Raw genomic sequence first — 21,012 nt, forward strand, 5'->3', positions numbered from 1 at the left:
CCACGGCCGTGGTGAGCTGGCTGACGGCGGTGCCGCTCGCGGGAACTTCCAGTCGCACCGTCATCGAATACGAGACGCTAGGCGCCGTTGCCATGAGTGACTTCCTCTGCTTTTCCTGTGGTGCTGTTGTCTACCGCCGGGCAGTCCGAAGCCGGACTCCGGAGAGTCCCCTCGTCCGCCGCCGGGCCGGTCCCGTACGTCTGTGTCCCGCCGAAGGCGCCCGCGTGACCGTCGGCAGCCGGCGTCCTCTCGTCAGCGGCAGCCTGCCGACCAGAACTTCGGTCACACGAGCCTGTCGCACTCCTTGGTCGAGGTTCCGCTCAGCTCAAATCCGCGGCAGTGCTGGTGACTATGCAGCAGCAGGGGTTGCCAGTCACCCTTGCGTTCATTTCGTTCGGAGTCACGGGGCACCGGAGTCCTCCAGGACGAAGCGGCCGCTGTCACCCCAGGGCGTGACAGCGGCCGCTTCGTCCTGGAGGACGCGCGGGGACCGGTGGGCGGCACGGAGCCCTCCGCAACCTTCGCGGAGTCGGTACGGGGCCTAGTCCGGGCGGCGTTCCCCGCGCACATTTCACCGCGCGGGGCGGTCACTCCATGAAATGCAGGACATTGCGGTACGGCCCCCCGGAGACCTGCACCCTCGTCGACCAACTCGGCTTTTCGGCAGGCACCTTGGTGTCCATCTGCATAGCCCGCACCGCCTCGCCGTCCTTGCTGAACACCCACAGGGAGGGCCCCGAATACGACGTCGTGGCGGTCTCCCACTCGACGCGGTCGCCCACCGCATCGGAGATGTCGCCATCGCTGGTGTCGTGCGCGAACACCTGAAGCCGGTCCCATGCGAAGCCGGTCATTTTCGCCAGGGGCAGTGGATGGCCCTTGATTGCCCTATCCACCTTTTTCTGGAGGGCTTTGTCCGTGGTGCTCACCACCGCCGGCTCTCGGAACACGTACCAGACGGCGCCCAGCGTGACGACCGCGACCAGCACGGCAGTCACTTTCCGCTTCAGGCTTCCCTCCCGGTCGATCACCACGGTCCTCCCCTGTTGCACCGCTACCTGCACTTTTTCGGCGAGCTGGGCCGGAGTGGCCGTCGGGTTCTCCACGGCAATGCGGCGCCCCAGCTCGTTGTTGTGCAGATCCATCGCCTCACGGTCCGACGGATTACCCGACATCCGCTCGTGCGCCGATCCGTAGCGCTCTGCCCAGTCCACGCCGTACCGCTGCGCCATCAGCGAATTCCAGTACGTGTGCCGGAAGGCGTCCATGTGCCCGTCTTGCTCGTCGTCGGGGAACCGTGCCTGGCACTGTTCCCATGCCTGGTCCCTGATTTCCATGAAGTCGAGCTTCTCGCCGGCGCTGAGTTCGGAAAGGATGTCTGCCTCGCCCTGAGTGACGTCCTCCCCGAAGTACGTGGTCATGCCTTCCGGATCGTCAGTGACCTGGTACTGACGCAGCATCTCCTTGGGGCTGAGCCTCCGCCCCATATGTACCCGGACGTTGAAGGCGTTCCTTTGGGTACCGCCATCGTCCTTCAGATCCCAGGCGATCCTCTCGTCGGCCCGTTCCCCCATCCGGAGCGCATCGTGAATCTGCGCCTGTGCCGCTCTTAGCTCTTCCCCCAGAGGGCCGCTGACCAGAACCGGATCGTCAAGCATCGTCGCAAGCCACCCGCCCTCGCCACAGCCGGTCGAGCGGATCCCCCCGGGAGGAGCATCACCTGCGGTGCGCCCGTGCGAGGGTGGGCGGTGACCTCGCCCGCCACCCCGTACACGACGGCCGGCAGCTTCGGAGCGAGCCCTCGCCCGGCGGGCCTGAGGCGGTGACTTCACCGTCGCGCAGGACGTAGAGCCGCTTGCCGCGTTGCGACAGGGTGCCTCGGACGAGGTCCCCCATGGCCGGTACGGCTCTGGTGCGTGGCGCGGGGTTTTCTGGGATGCTGCCGTCCGACCCGCGACGGCGGAACGAGGAGCCGGTGAGAATCCGGCACGGTACCGCCACTGTGAGGGGGGAGCCAACTTGCCACCGCCACGGCCTTCTTGTGGGGCCGGCGGCGGGGGCGGCGTCGCACCCGAGTCAGGAGACTCACGCCGTCGTACCTCGGCAAACCGGGGCGGATCTCCCCGAGAGAGGATGGTGGCATTCGTGTGCTCGCGTGCGTGCCTCGGCTGGTGTACGGCCTGCGTTCCTTCGTGGGGAGGGGGCGGCCGGCCCGCGGTGGGGGCGAAGAAGCGCAGGTCGTTTGCCCGGTCCGCGTCGAGGGGGACCGGCGCTTCCCGCGGCGCCGAGGACATCGTCCACTACGCCTCGTTCCGCGCACCGAACCGGCCGGTACGCACGTGGTGACCGCCGAGGATTTGGCCGAAGTCTCCACCGTCGGACCGTACTTCGCCATCTCCTGCGGACCACGAGGCGACGCCGAACGCTTCCGTCCCCTGACCGACCTCTACACCGACCACGACGCCCTGGATCGGTACGTACGCGCCCTAGGGCGGCGGCTGGGGACCGACCAGGCCAGGGTGGCCGCCTCCACCCTGCACATCGGCACGGCCGCCCGTCTGTGGTCCGTCGCCCTGGCCACCACCGCGCTGACCGGCCGGGTACCCGACCTGGCGCCCGAGCGGCTGTGGTGGCGGGCCCCCGAGACCGGCCCCATCGAGCTGTGGCTGCCCGAACCAGGGGAAGCCCCGGGGGATGACGCGCCCGACGTGCTCCACCGGACCGTCGTCGTGCGCAATCTGCTGCCGTTGGGCGACGCCGTACGACGCGCTACCGGGGTGTCCCCGCACGCTTTGCGGGGCAACGCGGCATCGGCGCTCGTCGGCGCCCTGCAGACGCTGCTGGCTCGCGTCCCCGACGCCCCGTGTTCGCCCGTCCCGCTCGCGAGTGCCCTGCTGACGCGGGAGCCACTCGCGAGCGCGGGCGTGTTCACCGTCAGCCCCCTCGAGTACCGCCGCCACAACTGCTGCCTCTATTACCGCGTTCCGGGCATGGGGACATGCGGCGAATGCGTCCTCAACGACAAGAAGACGCGCGCATGACCGGCCCCGAGCTCCCTGGCCCCGTGCTCTCGACTGAAGGCCATGGCGCAGGTTCAATGCGTCGGCGCCGCGGCCGGGTGGTCCGAGTTGGCTGTTGTGCAGGGGTGTCGGCGGCGCAGGAAGCGGAGCAGCAGCGGAGGCAGTAGTGCGCACTGCACGGCGACGGCTGTCCAGAAGAGGCCGGGATGGCCGGTCCGCTCGGCCAGCGCGTAGCCCTCTCCTCCCGCGATGCCGCTGACGAACGCGCCGATTCCGGCTGCCAGCCGCTGACGGCCGAAGACGACGGCGGGTGGGCGGGGGGACCGGGCCAGGGCTTCGAGATCGTTCTTGAGGAAGAGGACGATCTCGCCGAGGCAGATGAGCAGGGCTCCGGCCAGGATGGTGGTGGGAGAGCCGACGGCGAGGGTGCCCATGCCGAGGGCCAGCGCGGCGAAGCCCAGGAGCAGGGCGCGGGTGTAGGGCAGGCGGGCGATCCAGTCGGACAGCAGCGGCTGCGCGACCACGAGCAGCGCGGCGTAGACGGCCAGGACCAGGCCGTAGAACACCGTCGAGGTCCGGGGCACGGCGTAGACCGCGAGGTAGTGCTGGAAGAACATGAAGACGTACACGCTCAGCACGGTGATCGCGAACGGCAGGACCGGCAGTCCGGCGCGTGCACTGTCCCGGCTGTCACGTGCCTGGTCCCGGCCTTCCCCGTGTGGGGGCGGTCGGTCGGCGCCGTCGCCGTCTTCCGTTTCTTCCGGCCCGCGTTCGGGGTGTTCCACGGGCAGCAGGGCGTGCCCCGCGGTGACGGCCGCGAACAGCACGGTGACCGCGGTGAAGAGTCCCATGGAGGCGCTGAGGACGAAGGGCGCGGCGGCGAGCGGGCCCAGCGCGATACCGGCGTTGAGGGCGGAGCTGCTCGCGGACAGCAGCAGGGGGCGCTGTTCCTCCTCGACGCGGTGCAGCAGATACGCCTTGTTGGCGGGTAGATAGAGAGCGGCGCCGCAGGAGACGAGGAAGAGCGCGGTGACGGCCGCGGCCGGATGGCCGAGTCCCGGCAGGAAGCCGGCGAAGCCGGCCGTCCGGATGACGAGCGCGAGCAGCATGGTGCGCTGCAGCCCGATGCGCTCGGCGACCGCGGCCCCTACGACGCCGCCGGAGAACTGCACGAACGAGGCGACGGCGAGCACCACGCCGACGGTGCCGAGGCCGATGCCCAGCCGTTGATGCAGCAGGACCGACATGAAGGGCAGTACCGCGAAGCTGCCCAGCGGGATGAGGAACGATCCGGCCAGCAGGACGTACTGCGGTCCGGTGAGGTGGGCGAGCTGTGCGAGCCGGGCGGTCGACGGTGTCCGTGTGACGTGGGGCGGGATGATGTCACCCCTGGCCATCGGCCGTGACGGCCGGACGTATGCTTCCGGCGGCGCTGAGCGCCCGGTGCAGGGCCAACTCGGCGGTGGCGGCTTCGGCCAGCACGATGCCGGTGCAGCTGCGCTGATCGCCCAGGTGCTCCACCCGCTGCCCCGGGGCGGCCGTGGGGTACCACTCGGGGGAGCCGGGGAAGGCGGGCAGACCGTCAAGTCCGGTCCAGCCGGTGAGAGTTCCGGGTCGGTCGGGGTAGACGAGCACGAAGCCGGTGGCGGGGCCGGGAACCGGGGCGGGGTCGGTAGCGGCAAGGGTGTCCAGCAGTGCGGGGTGGCGGCCGAGAGCCGTGTCGACCATGGCGTCGTAGACGTTGGTGCCCAGGGAGCGGCACAGGGCCTCGCCGACGAGCGCGCCGCCGATGCGGCGGTTGATCTCCACCAGTTCCGGGCCCTCGGTGGTGAGGACGAACTCCACGTGCGCGAAGCCGGTGTCATGGCCCGCGGTCTTCAGTACGCGTCCCACCCAGTGCTGGATCAGGTCGAGTTCGGCGTGGGGGAGGGCGACGGGGAAGGCCGCGGCCTCTTCGCGGACGGAGGGCTCGGGGGACATCTGGCGGCTGAGGACGCCCAGGAGCTTCGCGTCGCCGTTCCAACTGAGGGTTTCCGCGCTGTAGACCGGGCCGCAGAAGAGGGGCTCGGCGAACAGCTGCCCGGTGAAGGGGCGTTGGGCGGCCTGGGACAGGGCGGTGTGCAGTTGTCCCTCGTCGCGCACCAGCCAGACGTTGCGGGAGGAGGTGCCCGCGGAGTCCTTCAGGACCGTGGGCAGACCGATCTCGCGAAGGATCTCGGCGGCCGCGGAGGGATCGGCCGGGACGGTGAGGGCTCGGCCGCGGCTCAGGCCGTGCGTGTGGAGGAGGCTGCGCACGCGGCTCTTGTCCCTCAGCAGGCGGACCGCGGCGGGGTCCGGTCCGGGGAGGCCGAACTTGGCGGCGAGGTCGGCGCCCGGAATGCTCCAGGTGTCGGTCGAGTTGACGATCCCGCGCAGGTCGGGCAGGGAGGCCAAGGCGTCGGCGCAGGCGGACTCGTCGGTCGTGTCGACGTCGACGACATCGAGTGCTCCCCGGTCGAGGCGTGCGAGTTCATGGCGGTAGACGGACCGGTCGCCGGTGAGCAGGCACAGCCGATGCCCGGCGTTTTCGGCCGCCTCCGCAAGGCGTCCCAGTCCGAAGGTGAGTGCTTCCAGGGCGGCGATGGTCACGATGCCGGGTCCTCCTTGGTCGGTGCGGCGAGCGGTGCCGGTGCTTGCGGAGACTCTTGCGCCGACGACGACGTCGGCGTGGGTGTGGCCGCGGAGGCCGGTGGGGAGGCCACGGCTTGTGCGGGCACGGTCTCCCTGCGTACGTCGAAGCGCCGTCGTTTCCACTCCATCACCGACCAGGGCGGGGCGAGGTCGGCGAGGGCGGTGATCTGGTGTGGTTTGAGGGTGCGCGGGTCGAGGGCTTCGTGGTGGCGGGCGAAGACGCGTTCGGTGTAACGGTGTCCGGTGTCGGCGCCGATGACCAGGTGCATGTGGTCCGGGTGGCGGGCGGCCTCCCAGCCCGCTACGAGGTGGGCGGCGCCGGTGGACAGGCCGGCGAACACGGCGTGTTCCCGCAGCAGGCCGACGGCGCCGGCCATGGCGTGGCGGAAGTCGAGCCAGTGCAGCGTGTCGTAGAGGTCGTGGCGGACGTTGTCGAAGGGGATGGAGCTGCCGATGCCGGCGATGATCGCATCGGGGTCGCTGAAGTCCTCGCTGCCGAAGGTCACACTGCCGAAGGGCTGGATTCCCCGTAGGCGGACGGACCGGCCGCGCCGGCGCAGCGGGCGGACGAGGCCGCCGGTGGAGGACCCGGTGCCCACGGCCCCTACCACTACCAACGGCGCATCGGGCAGGGCGCGGTCGACCAGGTCGGCGAACTCGCGGTAGCCGGTGTAGTGCACGGCGTCGTGGTACTGGCGCATCCAGTGCATGCCGGGCTGCTCGGTCAGCAGTTGCCGGACCCGGCGGACCCGGCGTTCCTGGTCGAGCCTCAGGTCCTCGGAGGGCGGCATCTGGTCCACGGTGGCGCCGAGGACCTCCAGTTGGGCGCGCATCGCCGCGTCGACGGTGGTGGAGGCGACGATGTGGCAGCCCAGACCGTAGCGGTGACACGCCATGGCCAGGGCCAGTGCGTAGATGCCGCTGGAGCTGTCGAGAAGGGTCTGGCCCGGTCGGACGACCCCCCGCTCCAGCAGGGTGCGGACCGCGCCGAGGGCGGCGTAGACCTTCAGGGTCTCGAAGCGGGCGAGCACGACGTTGTCGGACAGCCGAAGCAGGTCGGGCGCCTTGATCGCGTCGGTGATGTGCTCGTGGACCAGGGCGGTGGGGGCGAGTGCGGTGCGCGTCGGGTTCACGGTCACCGCCCGACCGATCGCAGGTAGCGGCCCAGGTTCTCGGCTCCGGTGACATTGCGCGGGCCGCTGACGGCGTCGCCGTAGGAGATGACGAAGAAGCGCTTGTTCTTCACGGCGGGCACCGACTTCAGGGCGGGGCGGGAGGTGAGGTAGTCGATCTTGTCCTTGGCGGGCTGGTCGGCGTAGTCGACGATCACGATCACTTCGGGCTTGGCCTTGACCACCGGTTCCCAGCCGACCGTCGTCCAGCCCTTGTCGAGATCGTGGAAGACGTTGGATCCGCCGGCGGCGGCGATGATGCCGTCGGGTGCGGCGTGGCGGCCCGCGGTGAACGGCTGGTCGGTGCCCGAGTCGTAGACGAACACCTTGGCGGGTTCGCCCTTGTCGGGCCAGGTCTTCTTCAGCGCGGTGAGACGGTTCTTGAGATCGGTGACGAGCTTGTCGGCCCGTTGCTCCACGCCGAAGATCCGGCCCAGGTTTCCCAGGTCGGTGTAGAGGGCTTCCATGGGTGTCACGTCGACGCTCTTGTCGCCGTAGTCCCAGCAGGTCTCGGTGTGCAGGTAACTGGCGATACCGACCTTCTTCAACAGGGCGGGCGTGATGCCGCGTTCCTCGCTGAAGCCGGAGTTCCAACCGGCCAGCACCCAGTCGGCCTCGGCGTCGACAACGATCTCCCGGGTGATGCGCTCGGTGCCGAGGCGCTCGGCCTTGGCGTAGTCCTTGCGCCAGGGCGAGCCTTTGATGGAGGGGTCCCCGAGTTTGTTCATGACGTAGCCGCGCATCCGGTCGGCCAGGCCGAGGGAGAACATCTTCTCCGCGCCGCTGACGTCGTAGGCGACCGGACGCTGCGGCTGGGCGTAGGTGATGTCCCGGCCGCAGTTGGAGACGGTGACGGTATCGGATCCGTCCTTCGCCGTCGGCTCGACCTCGGCGCCGCAACCGGTGATCGCCAGGAGCCCGGCCGCCAGTCCGGCGGCGAGGGCACGGGAGCGCACCCGGGGCAGTGGTCGTCGGATTCGTCGGATCATGCGTGCGGTCCTTCCGATGGGGCTACGGCAGGTGTGCGGATGCCGTTGGGCGCCGGGGAGAGGTCGTAGAGCAGTTGGGGGATTCCGGTCCGCGGGTGGGGCACGACCGTCGCGTCGACGCCGAACACCTTGCGGACCAGCGCGGGCGTCAGGACCTCCGCCGGATCACCGGAGGAGACGAGGGAGCCGGAGCCCAGTACGGCGATGCGGTCACAGACCTGGGCCGCGAGGTTGAGGTCGTGCAGGGCCGTCAGCACGGTCAGTCCGGACCCGCGCAGGAAGGACAGCAGCTCCACCTGGTGCCGTACGTCCAGGTGATTGGTCGGCTCGTCGAGGACCAGGACACGGGGCTCCTGGACCAGCGCCCGCGCGACGAGGACACGCTGGCGCTCCCCGCCGGAGAGGGTCAGCACGCTGCGGCCGGCGAGGTGCGCGATGTCCAGCCGTTCCATCGCCTGCCGGCACAGGGCACGCTCGTGAGCGGTCAGGGGCCGGTTGCCCCGGGCGTGCGGGGCGCGGCCCAGCGCCACCACCTCCTCGACGGTGAAGTCGAGTTCGGTGTGGCTCTCCTGTGTCAGGGCGGCGATCGACCGGGCGCTGTCACGCAGTTTCCGCGAGGTGAGGTCGCTGCCATCGAGCAGGACGGCCCCGGACGTGGGCTTCAGCGCCCGGTAGACGCAGCGCAGCGCGGTGGACTTGCCGCTGCCGTTGGGGCCGACGAGCCCCACGATCCGGCCGGCGGCCACATCGATGCTCAGCCGGTCGACCAGGGCGCGACCGGCCGCCTCGACCGTCAGGTCGCGCAGGGAGAGGACCATGTCCATCTACCGGCCTCCGAACAGATAGCCGCGGCGGCGCATCAGCACGATGAACACGGGCACACCGATCAGCGCGGTGATCACGCCGAGCGGCAGTTCCTCGGGCGCGAAGACGGTCCGCGCCACCAGATCGACCCACACCATGAAGCAGGCTCCGGCGAGCGGCGCGACCGCGAGCACCCGCCGGTGGGTGGAGCCGACCCAGATCCGCACCACGTGCGGCAGGACCAGTCCGACGAAGCCGATCGCGCCACTGACCGCGACGATCAGCCCGGTGACGGCCGCGGTCAGCACGAACATCCCGCGCCGCAGCGCCTCCGCGTCCACGCCCAGGCTGGCGGCGGTCTCGTCCCCGAGCGACAACACATCCAGCGACCGGCTCCGACGCAGCAGCACCACGATCGCCACCAGGACCGCCGCTGCCGCCGGTGGCAGCGACTCCCAGGACGCCGACCCCAGACTGCCCAGCAGCCAGAACAGCACCGTCCGCGCGGCCTGCCCGTTCGGAGAGAGGAAGACCAGGACGCTCATGAGCGCCTGGAACCCGTACGCCAGCGCCACCCCGGTCAGGACCAGCCGCAGCGGCGTCAGCCCCAGCGGGCTGCGCGCGGCCAGATAGACCAGCACCGTGGCACCGAGGGCGCCGAGGAACGCCGCGGCCGAAAGGGCGTAGACCCCCAGCCCCGCGAAGACCCCGAACACCACCACCGCGGTCGCCCCGACGGACGCGCCGGACGAGATGCCCAGGACGAATGGGTCCGCGAGGGCGTTGCGCACCAGTGCCTGGATGGCCACGCCGACGACCGAGAGCCCCGCCCCGACCACCACGGCGAGCAACACCCTGGGGGTACGCACATGCCAGACGATGGAGTACCCGGTCACCTCGTCCGCGCCGATGCTGCCACCGGTCACGGCCGCGGACAGGAAATGCACGACGTCGCCAAGCGGTACGACGGTGGGCCCCAGCGCGATACCCGCCAGGACGGAGACCACTAGGGCCGCCGAGAGCGCCACCAAGGTGGTCGGCAGCCTGCCGCGGCCCGCGGGACGGCCCTCCGGATCCTGGTGATTCTCCTCCGGCGGGAGGGCGGCGGAGGGGCCTGCCGGCGAGATGGCGGACGGCATTCCGGAAATGGCCTCGCTCATGACGCCCCCTCACGGGTGCCCCGCACGATCAGTCGCTGCGAGTGGTTGTCGTACGGGGCGCCGTCGAAGCCCCCGTAGCACCGCACGTCCGTGAAGCCGACCGCCTCGAACAGCGCACGCAACTCGGCCGCGCTGTAGAGGAAGGAGGTGATCGACGCCTCGCGCGCCACCCCGTCGCGCACCAGCGTCCAGTCGGTGCGCAGCCGCGTCCAGCTGTCCAGGACGGTGTCGCGCTGCACCACGTACGCGCCGTCGCCGAGTTCGACGAGCTTGGGGCGGCCGATCCAGCCCGCGAGGACCTCCTTGCCCATCACATCGACGAGCAGCTGTCCGCCCGGCACCAGCGAGTCATGGGCGTTGCGCAACACCCGCTCGTTGTCCCGTGGATCGTCGAAGTAGCCGAACGACGTGAAGACGTTGAGCACCACGTCGTACGACTCCGGCTCGACGTGCGTCAGCATGTCCGCCTGCACCAGCCGGACATCGACGCCGGCCTCCTCGCAGGCCGCGCGGGCCCGCTTCAACATGACCGGACTGAGGTCCACCCCCGTCACCTCATAGCCGCGACGGGCCAGCGGCGTCAGATACAGGCCGGGCCCGCAGCACAGGTCCAGCACGCGGCTTCCGGCCGGGAAGTCGAGCAGCGGCGAGCCGGCCACGACGCCCGCCGTCTCCGTGCGCCTGCGCTCGGAGAACATCGTCTCGGAGAAGTCCGACCAGAATCCGTCGTCCTCGTACCAATGCATACGGCTGCAACCTCGCTCCAGTGCCGGGTCAGGTCGGACGCCGCAGCGCCGCGACCTGGTCAGTGCGGGCCTTTCACTACACGGGTCGGTTGCCAAGGCCCGTGAGTTCCCGGCAAGTTCACCATCGGCTCAGGAGAAGGCTGTTCAGTCGGGAAGAGCGGCCGGTACGTCGGCAGGGTGGCGGGGACCGAGGAATACCGCCACCCCTCTGCCGCCGGGTGCCGGGTGGGTGGCCTGGCGCCAGCGGAGCCGCCGATAGAAACCGAGAGCGCCGCCGGCCCGCGCGGAAGTGAGCAGCCACGAGCGGCCATTGGCGGTCTCCGCGGTGAGCGCGCCGAGCAGGGCGGCGCCCAGACCGCTGCCACGCACCCGCGTGTGCACGGCCAGTTCGTCGACCTCTTGGGCGCCGCACAGCCAGCTTCCGGTGCGCTCGGCCCCCAGGGCGGCGGCCGCCTCGGGATAGCAACGGCCGGTGGGAAACGGGGCGGGGGTGGTCCAGGCGGTGGCGAACCCCACTATCGTGCCCTCGTCGAAGGCGAGCGCGGCCAGGAACCCTGGGCGGCGGGTGTCCTCGGCCAGCCGGGCCAGGTAGGTCTCGGCGAGTGCGGGGTCCTCCCGCCACGGTGGTGCGCCGAAGGCGTCGGCGTATACGGCGCGGATGCCGTCGGCGTACGGGGCGAGCCGTTCGCCTGCGACCAGGCGGACGCCTCCGGCCATCAGGCGGCCTTCCCGGCGAGGGGCCGGGCGACCGGGTGCAGCGTCGCGTATTCCAGGGGAGCCGACGGGTCGATCGAGACATCCAGCGGCGCGGGCTCCGCACCCGCCCGGACCAGGAGATCCCCGATGGCGGCGATCATCGCGCCGTTGTCCGTGCACAGCCCCATGGGTGCCGCGGACCTGGCGTTGCGGACGACGGCGGGGACGGCCGTGCGGGCGCGGCGCCCGCGCCGGTCAGTCAAGGAGAGCGGCCGAGAGCGTCTCGCGGTGGGCCGTCAGCCAGCCCTGCATGCGGTCCCAGCGTTGCCAACCACCGTGCTGTGCAAGTGACTTGATATAGGGCGGGTCACCGCCGGCCACACGGGTGGCGACGAAGGCCCGGCAGGTTGCGGTGGCCTGTTCGATGACGCCGGGCAGCTCGGTACGTTCCTGTGCCGAGAGGCCGTAGCTGTCCGCGAAGATCCGCAACCGTTCGTGCGCATCCAGCTCGGGTGGGTAGAGGGCGGCCGCGGAGTCCGGGTCGAGCATGGGCACCCAGTAACGGGCGGTCATGGCGACGTCCCAGATGGCGCGGCCCGGTGCGGCCATGTCGGAATCGATCAGGGCAGCGGCACGGCCGTCGCGGAAGACGACGTTGTCCGGGCACACGTCGTTGTGGCACAGCATCGTTCCTCCCTCCGGATCGGCCAGGTCCCGGGGCCAGTCGACGCGGGTGTCCACCGCGATGGCTGCGTGCGCCTCGTGCAGTCGCCGCAGCAGCTTGCCCACCGACCTCAGCGCGGTCTCCGTCATCACCCAGCGGGGGAACGGCGGCAGGGCGACATCGCCGGAGAGGAAGGTCAGTTGCTCACGGCCATCCGCGGTGAGACGGACGGGGACCGGAGCTGCGTCGAAGCCGTGCTCATTCAGCGCGAGAAGGTGAGCGTGCAGGGCGCGCGCGGTGCGCGGTGCCCGGACCTTCGACCAACGCACCCCGACGGAAGACCGCGCCTGCGTTCACCATGCCGCCGACCAGCGCTTCGCCGTCCGCCGCCGCACCCTCAGCCGTCATGCCCTGCACGCTACTGCCAGGCCGGCGGCGCGAGGGCAGGTCTCGAACGCCGCACGCCTCGTCCCCTGCGGGTCGCTCCTGCCCGTAGGGCCGGTCCGGGCCGGACACCACGGTGTCCGGCCCGGACTCAAGGGGTCAGGAGCCGTCGGCGGCCAGCTCGCTGCGGATCTCGCGGGCGGCGGTGACGAGGTTCTCCAGGGACGCCCGCGTCTCGGGCCAGCCGCGGGTCTTCAGTCCGCAGTCGGGGTTGACCCACAGCCGCTCGGCCGGGATGGCCTCAAGTCCCCTGCGGAGAAGCGCTGCTGCCTCTTCGGCGCTCGGGACACGCGGGGAGTGGATGTCGTAGACGCCTGGGCCGGCTTCACGCGGGTAGCCGTGCTGTGCCAGTTCGCGGGCGACCTGCATGTGGGAGCGGGCGGCCTCCAGGCTGATGACGTCGGCGTCGAGGGCGTCGATGGCCTGGACGATGTCGCCGAACTCCGCGTAGCACATGTGCGTGTGGACCTGGGTGTCCGGCCGTACGCCACTGGTGGTGAGGCGGAACGCCTCGGTCGCCCAGTCCAGGTAGGCGGCGTGCTCGGCGGCGCGCAGCGGCAGCGTCTCGCGCAGCGCCGGCTCGTCGACCTGGATGACGGAGGTACCGGCCGCCTCCAGGTCGTTGACCTCGTCGCGCAGGGCGAGCGCCACCTGGCGGGCGGTGTCGCCGAGCGGCTGGTCGTCACGCACGAAGGACCAGGCGAGCATGGTGACCGGGCCGGTGAGCATGCCCTTGACGGGCCGTTCGGTGAGCGACTGGGCGTAGCGGGTCCAGCGCACCGTCATCGGCTCGGGGCGGGAGATGTCCCCGGCGAGGACCGGCGGGCGGACGTAGCGGGTGCCGTAGGACTGCACCCAGCCGTGCTGGGTGGCCAGGTAGCCGGTCAGCTGTTCGGCGAAGTACTGCACCATGTCGTTGCGTTCGGGCTCGCCGTGCACCAGGACGTCGATCCCGGCCTTCTCCTGGAAGGAGAGGACCTCGCGGATCTCGTCCTTGATCCGGTCCTCGTAGCCTGCCGTGTCGATCCGCCCGGCCCGCAGATCGGCCCGTGCCGTGCGCAGCTCGGTGGTCTGCGGGAACGAACCGATCGTCGTCGTGGGCAGCAGCGGCAGTCCGAGGTGCGTGCGCTGGGCGGCGGTCCGCTCGGGATACGGCTGGGAGCGGCGCCCGTCGGCGTCGGTGACGGCCGCGGTGCGGGCCCGCACCGCGGGATCGTGGGTGAGCGCGGACCCGGACCGGGACGCGAGATCGTCGCGGTTCGCGGCGAGTTCGCCGGCGATGGCTTCCGTGCCCCGCGCCAGACCGCGCGCCAGAACGGCGATCTCTCGCGTCTTCTGCCGGGCGAAGGCCAGCCAGCGGGCGATCTGCGGGTCGATGTCGCGTTCGGCGGTGGCGTCCAGCGGGACGTGCAGCAGCGAGCAGGAGGCCGAGACGTCGACGTGGTCGGCGAGACCGAGGAGCGTGCCCAGCGTGGACAGCGACTTCTCGTAGTCGTTGATCCAGATATTGCGGCCGTTGACGACGCCCGCGACCAGGCGCTTGCCCGACAGCCCGCCCGCCGCTGCGAGGTCTTGCAGGTTGGCGGCGCCCGACTCGGTGAAGTCGATGGCCACACCCTCGACCGGGGCCTTGGCCAGGACGTTCAGCGCGTCGCCGAGCCGACCGAAGTACGAGGCGGCCAGGAGCTTCGGGCGGTCGGTGGCTTCGCCGAGTTCACGGTAGGCACGGGCGGCGGCGTTCAGTTCGGCCGGCGTGCGGTCCTGGACCAGGGCGGGTTCGTCGAGCTGCACCCACTCCGCGCCCGCTGCCCGCAGGTCGGCGAGGACCTCGGCGTACACCGGAAGGAGCCGGTCGAGCAGGGTCAGCGGCTCGAAGTCCGCGGCCACCCCCGGAGCGGGCTTGGCCAGCAGGAGGTAGGTGACCGGCCCGACGAGGACCGGGCGGGCGGAGTGCCCGAGCGCGAGTGCTTCCTTCAGCTCGGCGACCTGTTTGGTGGAGTCGGCGGTGAAGACCGTGTCCGGGCCGAGCTCGGGGACCAGGTAGTGGTAGTTGGTGTCGAACCACTTGGTCATTTCCAGCGGGGCGACATCCTGGTTGCCCCGCGCCATCGCGAAGTAGCCGTCGAGCGCGTCGGCGTCGACCGCCGCGCGGTGCCGCTCGGGGACAGCGCCGACCATGACACTGGTGTCCAGGACATGGTCGTAGTACGAGAAATCGCCGGACGGCACTTCGTGGATGCCGGCGTCGGCCAGTTGCTGCCAGTTCGCACGGCGCAGTTCTGCCGCGGTCTGCCGGAGGGCGTCGGCGTCGACGCGGCCCTTCCAGTAGCCCTCGATGGCCTTCTTCAGTTCCCGGTGCTGTCCCTGGCGGGGGTAGCCGTACACGGTGGCCCGTGCTGCCGCGGCTGCGGACTTCGCTGTCACGGAACTCTCCTTCGCGAAGATGTCTCGTTGGTGTCCCGGAGACGGAACGAGAGCGCGAAGGGAACGACAGACCGGGCGGACCACGCGGTGATGTCGTCGCGTATGCCGCTCGATATGTACGCCGACCCGCCCACGAGGTCACCGGGATGGCCGCACGCGATCGGTCGCGTGCGGGCAACGGGCAGGTCTTCGGACTCGTGGGCCCGTCTCGTACGCGTACGAGACACCTACTGGCCGTCGCTTCCCAGACCCGGCCGGGCCCAGTGCGTATGACGGCGTTCGTTCCCACTCACCGCTGCGGGGCAGTCCCGGATTCCCACCGGGTTCCCTCTTGCGACGCTCCCGCCTGGCGGACGGGGCGAACCAGCTGCACTCGTCACCCTAGAGGGACAACCAGCGGGCGCACACCCCGGACCGAATCGCGGACGGTGACAAGAGACACGGGCCGTGCACGCATAACAGTGCGCGAGGGTGCGGGACAGCCTCGTCAGGCGTCCCGCACCCCCGCAGCACAGCAGTCGCGGCCCCTCAGCCCCGACCAGACCCGGGTCCCTCAACCCCGGTCGTATGTGTGGAACCCGCGGCCCGTCTTGCGGCCGAGCAGCCCCGCCTCGACCATCCGCAGCAGCAGGGGAGGCGGCGCGTACAGGGGTTCCTTGAACTCTTCGTACAGCGATGCGGCGATGGAGGAGACCGTGTCGAGGCCGATCAGGTCGGCCAGCTTGAGCGGTCCCATCGGGTGCGCGCAGCCCAGCTCCATCCCGGCGTCCACGTCCGCCGCGGAGGCGAAGCCGGATTCGGACATCCGGATCGCCGACAGCAGGTAGGGGATGAGCAGGGCGTTGACGACGAACCCGGCGCGGTCCTGGGAGCGGACCACGGTCTTGCCCAGTGCCGTGGCGACGAACTCCTCGGCCGTCGCGGCGACGGCCGGTGAGGTGTGCAGGGACGTGACGACCTCCACGAGGGGCAGCACGGGCACCGGGTTGAAGAAGTGCAGACCGAGGACGTGGTCGGCGCGCCGGGTGGCCATGCCCAGCCGCATGACGGGGATGGCGGAGGTGTTGGTGGCCAGGATCGCCTGTGGATCTTCGATGATCTTGTCGAGGGCGGTGAACACCTCGGTCTTGGCCTCGGTGTTCTCGACGACCGCCTCGACGACGAGCTGCCGGTCGGCGAGGTCGACGAGGCTGCCGGTGAAGACCATCCGCGCGAGGGAGTCCTCCGCGGTGATCCGGTCCAGCTTTCCCCGCTGGACGGCGCGTTCGAGGGAGACGGCCACCCGCTCACGGGCGGCACGGGCGGCTACCGCGTCCGCCTCACAGACGACGGTGTCGAGCCCGGCGCGGGCGCACACCTCGGCGATGCCGGCGCCCATCTGGCCGCCACCCACCACGCCGACCCGTCGGATGTGCCGGCTCATGAGCGTGCCTCCGTCTGCTGGACGAGGTGCCGGGAGTAGGCGTCCGGGGTGAAGAAGGGCGGCAACTCCTTTGCCATCGCCGTCCGTTCGAAGAGGCCGCGGACCGCCTCGACCCGGGCCCAGGGGAACTCCGCCCCCAGGGCGGCGGTCTCGTCGTCGAGCACTCGCAGGACCGTCTCCCGGTCGATGACGCGATGCCGCAGCCATTGCCAGATCTGCACGCGGGCGATCTCGGCGGTCGCCGCGTCCTCCATCAGACCGTACAGCGCGACCGCCCCGCTGCCGCGCAGCCAGGCGTCGAAATAGCGCAGCGCGACCGCGATGTTGGTCCGCACGCCCTCCCGAGTGGGCGGATCGCTGATACGGCGCACCGACAGCAGGTCCGTCGCGGTCACCTCCACATCGTCACGGGTGCGCTCGATCTGGTGCGGCCGCTCGCCCAGAACGTCGTCGAAGACCGCGCGGCAGACGGGGACGAGGCCGGGGTGGGCGACCCAGGAACCGTCGAAGCCGTCCTCCGCCTCGCGCTCCTTGTCCAGCCGGACCTTGGCCAGCGCGGCCTCGTTGGCCTCCGCGTCCTTGGACGGCACCTGGGCGGCCATGCCACCGATCGCATGGGCACCGCGCTTGTGACAGGTGCGCACCAGCAACTCGGTGTACGCCCGCATGAACGGAGCGGTCATCGTGACCTTCGCCCGGTCCGGCAGCAGGAAGTCGGTGCGGTGCCCGAACGTCTTGATCAAGCTGAACAGGTAGTCCCACCGGCCCGCGTTGAGCCCGGAACTGTGCTCGCGCAGCGCGTGGAGGATCTCCTCCATCTCGAAGGCCGCGGTGATCGTCTCGATGAGGACGGTGGCGCGCACGGTGCCGCGGGGGATCCCCAGGAGTTCCTGGGCGAGGACGAAGACGTCGTTCCACAGGCGCGCCTCGTAGTGGTTCTCCAGCTTGGGAAGGTAGAAGTACGGGCCCTTCCCGGCGTCGATCTGCCGCTGCGCGCAGTGGAAGAAGTACAGCCCGAAATCGACGAGTGCGGCGGGCACGGGCCGGCCGTCCCACTCCAGGTGCTCTTCGAGGAGATGCCAGCCGCGGGGACGGACAACGATGGTGGCGACCTGGTCTCCGAGACGGTACGCCTTGCCCTCGGGAGTGGTGAAGTCGATGCGGCGCTCGATGGCGTCGAGCAGGGTGAGCTGGCCTTCGACGATGTTGTCCCAGGTGGGGGAGGTGGCGTCCTCGAAGTCCGCCATCCAGACGTCCGCCCCCGAGTTGAGGGCGTTGACGGCCATGCGGGGTTCCGGAGGGCCGGTGATCTCCACCCGCCGGTCGCTCAGGCCGGGCGCCGGCGGTGCCACGCGCCAGGACGGATCCGCACGGACCGCGGCCGTGGCGATGGAGAAGTCCAGGCCGTGCCCGGAGGCGAGCCGCGATGCCCGCCGCGTGCGCTCCTTCAGGAGCTCCGGGCGGCGTTCTCCGAAGGCGGCGGCGAGGTGGCCGATGAAGTCCAGAGCCTCCGGCGTGAGGATCTCCTCATGACGGTGCCCTGGTGCCGCGAGGACCTGGACGCGGTGCGTCAGTGCGCTGGTGGACATGCGGGTCTCCTGACGAGGGGAGGAGCGGGGCCGGACGGAGACGGTCGTCCGGCCCCGCTTGATCATGGGCCGACGGTTACGCGGGCGCCGTGGGGCGGCCTAGTGGAACTGCTCTTCCTCCGTGGAGCCGGCGAGCGCGGTCGTGGAGGACGTCGGGTTGAGGGCGGTGGAGACCTGGTCGAAGTAGCCGGTGCCGACCTCGCGCTGGTGCTTGACCGCGGTGAACCCCTGCGCCTGGGCGGCGAACTCCTTCTCCTGGAGGTCGACGTAGGCCGTCATGCCGGACTCGGCGTAGCCGCGCGCGAGGTCGAACATGCCGTGGTTGAGGGAGTGGAACCCGGCCAGGGTGATGAACTGGAACCGGTAGCCCATCGCGCCGAGTTCGCGCTGGAACTTGGCGATCTGGTCGTCGTCCAGCGCGGCCTTCCAGTTGAAGGACGGGGAGCAGTTGTAGGCGAGCATCTGGTCGGGGTGCTCGGCGTGGATCGCCTCGGCGAATTCGCGGGCCTGCGCCAGGTCAGGCGTACCGGTCTCGACCCAGATCAGGTCGGCGTACGGCGCGTAGGCCAGACCGCGGGCGATCACCGGGGCCATGCCGTTCCGCACGCGGTAGAAGCCCTCCGCGGTGCGCTCGCCCGTGACGAACTCGGCGTCGCGCTCGTCGACGTCACTGGTCAGCAGGTTCGCCGCGAGGGCGTCCGTGCGGGCGACGATGAGCGTGGGCACGTCGGCGATGTCCGCGGCGAGGCGGGCGGCGTTGAGGGTGCGGATGTGCTGCCCGGTGGGGACGAGGACCTTGCCGCCGAGGTGGCCGCACTTCTTCTCCGAGGCGAGCTGGTCCTCGTAGTGGATACCGGCGGCGCCGGCCGCGATCATCGCCTTGGTCAGTTCGAAGGCGTTGAGCGGGCCGCCGAAGCCGGCCTCGGCGTCGGCCACGATCGGCGCGAGCCAGTCGATGGGGTCACTGCCGCCCTCGGCGGTGGCGATCTGGTCGGCGCGCAGCAGCGCGTTGTTGATCCGGCGCACGACCTGGGGAACGGAGTTTGCCGGGTAGAGGCTCTGGTCGGGGTAGGTGTGACCGGCCTGGTTGGCGTCGGCGGCGACCTGCCAGCCGGACAGGTAGATGGCCTCCAGACCCGCCTTCACCTGCTGCACGGCCTGGCCGCCGGTCAGTGCGCCCAGGGCGTGGATGTAGTCGCGCTCGTGCAGCTGCCGCCACAGTCGCTCGGCGCCGCGCCGGGCCAGCGTGTGCTCCTCGCGGACACTGCCCGACAGCCGGACCACATCCTCCGCGCTGTAGGTGCGCTCGATCCCCTTCCAACGCGGATCGGACGCCCACCGCTGCTCGAGCTGCTCGGCCGCTGTCGTCTTCGCCTCTGCCATGACCTTCACCGTCTCCATGAGTCGCCTGGTCTGCCAATGTCTCCTCAGCCGTGCACCGGTTCTGAGGAGAGTGGCACTGCGTGTCTTGTATGGGTGCGGCCCGCCGTCCCTTCGAGGGCGACGCTGAGCAATGCTGCCTGGCTGTCGGGCAGAAGCTGCCGGGATCTCCGACGTCAGGGCATGAATCGCGCCCGGTTATCTGCCTCGGCTGCCAGGATTCGGCGGGCCGCACTGGAACCCTGACACTGGCACCGAGTGCCATCAATCATGGACGTGTGCCAAGTTCTGCGAATCTTCTCCGCTTGATTTGCCAAGGTTGCGAAGGGTCGAGGAGAAGGAATGCCGCGTACGCTGGAGCCCACGTCGACGGCTGCGCACACGGCCGGACCGACAGGTGACCGGACGGGACAGGAGCGCCGTGAGCAAGACATACGCGGGAGCGCGGCTGCGGCGCCTGCGCGAGGAACGCCGGATGAGTCAGGCGGAACTGGCCCGGGTCCTGGCCATCTCGCCCAGCTACCTGAACCAGATGGAGCACGACTCCCGCCCGCTCACCGTGCCCGTGCTGCTCAGGCTCACCGAAGCCTTCGGCGTCGACCCCGGCTTCTTCTCGGAGCGCGACACCGGCAGACTCGTCGCCGACCTGCGCGAGGCACTGGCGGGTGAGGTCGCCGAGGCCCGGGTCTCACCGTCCGATCTGGCGGAACTCGCCTCCCGGATGCCGGCCGTCGCGAAGGTGCTGCTGGATCTGGGCCGACGCGGTCAAGTCCTCGCCGAGCGGATCGCCGGGGAGGCCGACGATCGGGACGGCGCGCCCGTCGCGCCCCGCTCACCCCACGAGGAGATCCGGGAGTTCTTCTACCGCCGCCAGAACTACCTGCACGACGCCGATCTCGCTGCCGAGGACCTGGCCCGCCGCATCGGCATCCGGCCGGGCGACGTCGTCCGGGTGCTTTCCGACAGGCTCACCGAGACGCACGGTGTCCGTGTGACGACCGAGGCCACCGAGCGCCTGCACCACTACGACGAGACCTCTCGCACCCTGCACCTCTCCAGCCGGCTCCGGCCTGGTCAGCAGGCGTTCCGCATGGCCACCCAACTCGCCCTGCTCGAATTCGGCGACGAACTGGACCGCCTGGCCGAGGAGGACTTCCCGACCGGGTCGGCCACGCACGCACTGACGCGCATCGGCATCGCCAACTACTACGCGGCCGCTCTGATCCTTCCCTACCGCGCCTTCCACACTGCCGCCGAGAACGTGCGGTACGACATCGAGCGCCTCACCGACCACTTCGGACTCGGCTACGAAACCGTCTGCCACCGCCTCAGCACCCTCCAGCGGCCCCGCCTGCGCGGCGTGCCGTTCTCCTTCGTTCGTGTCGACCGCGCCGGCAACATGTCCAAACGCCAGTCCGCCACCGGATTCCACTTCTCCCGCGCGGGCGGCACCTGCCCGCTGTGGAACGTCTACGAGGCCTTCGCGGCGCCGGGCCGCATCCACGTCCAGATCGCCTCCATGCCCGACGGTCAGCGCTACTTGTGGACCGCCCGCGCGATCACGCGGCACCGCGGCGGCTGGGGCGAACCCGGCAAGACGTTCGCCATCGGCCTCGGCTGCGAAATCCGGCACGCCTCCCGGCTCGTCTACTCCGACGGCCTCGACCTCGACAACGCCTCCGCCGCGACCCCGATCGGCATGGGCTGCCGCATCTGCGAACGCCTCGACTGCCCGCAGCGCGCGGTTCCGCCTCTGGGGCGCCCGCTCGCGATCGACGAGAACAGCAGCACGTTCGTTCCGTATCCGGTGGCCGACCGTACGCAGTGATCT

15 protein-coding genes, 2 pseudogenes and 2 riboswitches are annotated in these 21,012 nt (G+C 70.5%); of the genes and pseudogenes, 2 read left to right on the forward strand and 15 right to left on the reverse strand.

All coding sequences use genetic code 11. The annotated features are described in order from the left end of the window. Positions 1-587: 587 nt before the first annotated feature. Entirely contained in the window at positions 588-1,658 is a 1,071-nt protein-coding gene (locus tag ACH4FH_RS29435) for a DUF6973 domain-containing protein (RefSeq protein ID WP_398558974.1), read from the reverse strand. Positions 1,659-1,925: 267 nt separating this feature from the next. Next, a riboswitch (cobalamin riboswitch) is annotated at positions 1,926-2,108 on the forward strand. A gap of 234 nt (positions 2,109-2,342) precedes the next feature. On the opposite strand from ACH4FH_RS29435, the gene ACH4FH_RS29440 reads away from it, so the two are divergent. Then, a complete protein-coding gene (locus ACH4FH_RS29440; protein WP_398558975.1) occupies positions 2,343-3,041 on the forward strand; it encodes a (2Fe-2S)-binding protein in 699 nt (232 codons plus the stop codon). 53 nt (positions 3,042-3,094) lie between these two features. Here the strand turns inward: ACH4FH_RS29440 and ACH4FH_RS29445 are convergent, their stop codons facing one another. The 14 genes and pseudogenes from ACH4FH_RS29445 to aceA all read right to left on the reverse strand — a co-directional run bounded on the left by ACH4FH_RS29445 (position 3,095) and on the right by aceA (position 19,184). Next, entirely contained in the window at positions 3,095-4,417 is a 1,323-nt protein-coding gene (locus ACH4FH_RS29445; protein WP_398558976.1) for an MFS transporter, read from the reverse strand. Then, complete coding sequence (locus ACH4FH_RS29450) at positions 4,404-5,648, reverse strand: ATP-grasp domain-containing protein (protein ID WP_398558977.1); 1,245 nt, start codon at positions 5,646-5,648, stop codon at positions 4,404-4,406. Before ACH4FH_RS29450 ends, ACH4FH_RS29445 begins: the two co-directional genes overlap by 14 nt. Beyond that, complete coding sequence (locus tag ACH4FH_RS29455; protein WP_398558978.1) at positions 5,645-6,829, reverse strand: pyridoxal-phosphate dependent enzyme; 1,185 nt, start codon at positions 6,827-6,829, stop codon at positions 5,645-5,647. Before ACH4FH_RS29455 ends, ACH4FH_RS29450 begins: the two co-directional genes overlap by 4 nt. After that, on the reverse strand, positions 6,826-7,851 hold the full coding sequence (locus ACH4FH_RS29460; protein WP_398558979.1) for an ABC transporter substrate-binding protein: 1,026 nt from the start codon (positions 7,849-7,851) through the stop codon (positions 6,826-6,828). The genes ACH4FH_RS29455 and ACH4FH_RS29460 overlap by 4 nt, the downstream gene beginning before the upstream one ends. Next, entirely contained in the window at positions 7,848-8,669 is an 822-nt protein-coding gene (locus tag ACH4FH_RS29465; protein WP_398559097.1) for an ABC transporter ATP-binding protein, read from the reverse strand. Before ACH4FH_RS29465 ends, ACH4FH_RS29460 begins: the two co-directional genes overlap by 4 nt. A gap of 6 nt (positions 8,670-8,675) precedes the next feature. Next, positions 8,676-9,815, reverse strand: a complete 1,140-nt coding sequence (locus ACH4FH_RS29470; RefSeq protein ID WP_398558980.1) for a FecCD family ABC transporter permease — start codon at positions 9,813-9,815, stop codon at positions 8,676-8,678. Next, positions 9,812-10,561, reverse strand: a complete 750-nt coding sequence (locus tag ACH4FH_RS29475; protein ID WP_398558981.1) for a class I SAM-dependent methyltransferase — start codon at positions 10,559-10,561, stop codon at positions 9,812-9,814. The genes ACH4FH_RS29470 and ACH4FH_RS29475 overlap by 4 nt, the downstream gene beginning before the upstream one ends. Before the next feature lie 144 nt (positions 10,562-10,705). Next, positions 10,706-11,278, reverse strand: a complete 573-nt coding sequence (locus tag ACH4FH_RS29480) for a GNAT family N-acetyltransferase (RefSeq protein WP_398558982.1) — start codon at positions 11,276-11,278, stop codon at positions 10,706-10,708. Next, a pseudogene (locus tag ACH4FH_RS29485) lies at positions 11,278-11,544 on the reverse strand (tRNA (adenosine(37)-N6)-threonylcarbamoyltransferase complex transferase subunit TsaD); the annotation flags it as partial. The pseudogene ACH4FH_RS29485 and the gene ACH4FH_RS29480, both read right to left, overlap by 1 nt. Beyond that, positions 11,513-12,329: pseudogene (locus ACH4FH_RS29490) on the reverse strand (phosphotransferase). The pseudogenes ACH4FH_RS29490 and ACH4FH_RS29485, both read right to left, overlap by 32 nt. A 135-nt stretch (positions 12,330-12,464) precedes the next feature. Continuing rightward, on the reverse strand, positions 12,465-14,789 hold the full coding sequence (gene metE / locus ACH4FH_RS29495) for a 5-methyltetrahydropteroyltriglutamate--homocysteine S-methyltransferase (RefSeq protein ID WP_398558983.1): 2,325 nt from the start codon (positions 14,787-14,789) through the stop codon (positions 12,465-12,467). A gap of 162 nt (positions 14,790-14,951) precedes the next feature. Continuing rightward, a riboswitch (cobalamin riboswitch) is annotated at positions 14,952-15,172 on the reverse strand. A gap of 170 nt (positions 15,173-15,342) precedes the next feature. Continuing rightward, a complete protein-coding gene (locus tag ACH4FH_RS29500; RefSeq protein WP_398558984.1) occupies positions 15,343-16,212 on the reverse strand; it encodes a 3-hydroxybutyryl-CoA dehydrogenase in 870 nt (289 codons plus the stop codon). Then, on the reverse strand, positions 16,209-17,801 hold the full coding sequence (gene aceB / locus ACH4FH_RS29505) for a malate synthase A (protein ID WP_398558985.1): 1,593 nt from the start codon (positions 17,799-17,801) through the stop codon (positions 16,209-16,211). The genes ACH4FH_RS29500 and aceB overlap by 4 nt, the downstream gene beginning before the upstream one ends. A gap of 99 nt (positions 17,802-17,900) precedes the next feature. After that, positions 17,901-19,184: an isocitrate lyase gene (gene aceA, locus ACH4FH_RS29510; protein WP_398558986.1), complete on the reverse strand. Its 1,284-nt coding sequence runs from the start codon at positions 19,182-19,184 to the stop codon at positions 17,901-17,903. A 418-nt stretch (positions 19,185-19,602) separates the two neighbouring features. Between aceA and ACH4FH_RS29515 the strand changes: the two genes are divergently transcribed. Continuing rightward, positions 19,603-21,009, forward strand: coding sequence for a short-chain fatty acyl-CoA regulator family protein (locus ACH4FH_RS29515; protein ID WP_398558987.1), 1,407 nt, complete (start codon positions 19,603-19,605; stop codon positions 21,007-21,009). Positions 21,010-21,012: the final 3 nt, after the last annotated feature.

Origin of the sequence: Streptomyces sp. NPDC017993, assembly GCF_044328065.1 — a bacterium.
Taxonomy (GTDB): Bacteria; Actinomycetota; Actinomycetes; order Streptomycetales; family Streptomycetaceae; genus Streptomyces.